Origin of the sequence: Polynucleobacter yangtzensis, from assembly GCF_001595965.1 — a bacterium.
GTDB lineage: Bacteria > Pseudomonadota > Gammaproteobacteria > Burkholderiales > Burkholderiaceae > Polynucleobacter > Polynucleobacter yangtzensis.
Genome location: NZ_LOJI01000016.1, coordinates 1 through 1,105, shown reverse-complemented (window position 1 = coordinate 1,105; position 1,105 = coordinate 1). Strand labels below are relative to the sequence as shown.

General features: G+C 49.0%; 1 protein-coding gene. It reads right to left on the bottom strand.

The window, feature by feature from the left end:
• Window positions 1-1,103: alpha-hydroxy acid oxidase (locus tag JaK3_RS05740; protein ID WP_082786389.1), on the bottom strand; the 1,103-nt coding region annotated here is incomplete at its 3' end.
• Window positions 1,104-1,105 lie beyond the last annotated feature (2 nt).

Here is a 1,105-nt window from a genome sequence, read left to right as displayed (position 1 = left end):
ACATTCTGAATATCGCGATGACCTGTAAATGCCATGGTGATGTCCAGTTCATTGTGAATGATCTCTAGGCACTTGGTAACGCCAGCCTCGCCCATCGCGCCCAAGCCATACAAGAATGGGCGACCGATCATTGTCCCGCGTGCACCCAAGGCCCAAGCTTTCAGAACATCTTGACCAGAGCGTATGCCGCCGTCCATCCATACTTCAATATCTTTGCCAACTGCATCCACAATTCCAGGCAATGCCTTAATGCTAGAAATTGCGCCATCGAGTTGACGGCCGCCATGGTTAGAAACAATTAATGCATCCGCCCCGGAGTTTGCAGCTAAGCGTGCATCATCTTCATCAAGGATGCCTTTGATGATGAGCTTTCCGCCCCAGAGTTTTTTAATCCACTCAACATCGCCCCAATTAAGGCCTGGATCAAACTGCTCTGCAGTCCAGGAGGAGAGTGAAGACATGTTGCCAACGCCGGTGGCATGACCAACAATGTTTCGGAATGTTCTACGCGGCGTCATTGCCATTCCCATGCACCAGCGTGGCTTAGTCGCCATATTGATCATATTGGCAATGGTGAGTTTAGGTGGAGCTGAGAGACCATTCTTTAAGTCTTTATGGCGTTGACCTAAGATTTGTAAATCTAGAGTGAGGACAAGTGCTGAACATTTTGCCGCTTTAGCGCGCTCAATGAGGCGCTCAATAAAGCCGCGGTCCTTCATAACATAGAGCTGAAACCAGAATGGCTTAGTAGTGCGCTCAGCCACATCCTCAATTGAACAGATACTCATTGTTGAAAGGCAAAATGGCACGCCAAATTTCTCGGCAGCCTTGGCTGCCAAAATTTCACCATCGGCATGCTGCATTCCAGTGAGGCCAGTAGGTGCCAGCGCAACCGGCATAGCAACTTCTTGACCAACCATGGTTGTCTTGGTCGTGCGGTTGGTCATATTGACCGCTACACGTTGGCGCAACTTAATTTTTTGGAAATCAGACTCATTGGCGCGATATGTGGACTCGGTCCATGATCCAGAGTCCGCATAGTCATAGAACATCTTGGGGGTGCGTTTTTTGTGGAGGACCCGCAAGTCTTCAATATTGGTAATAA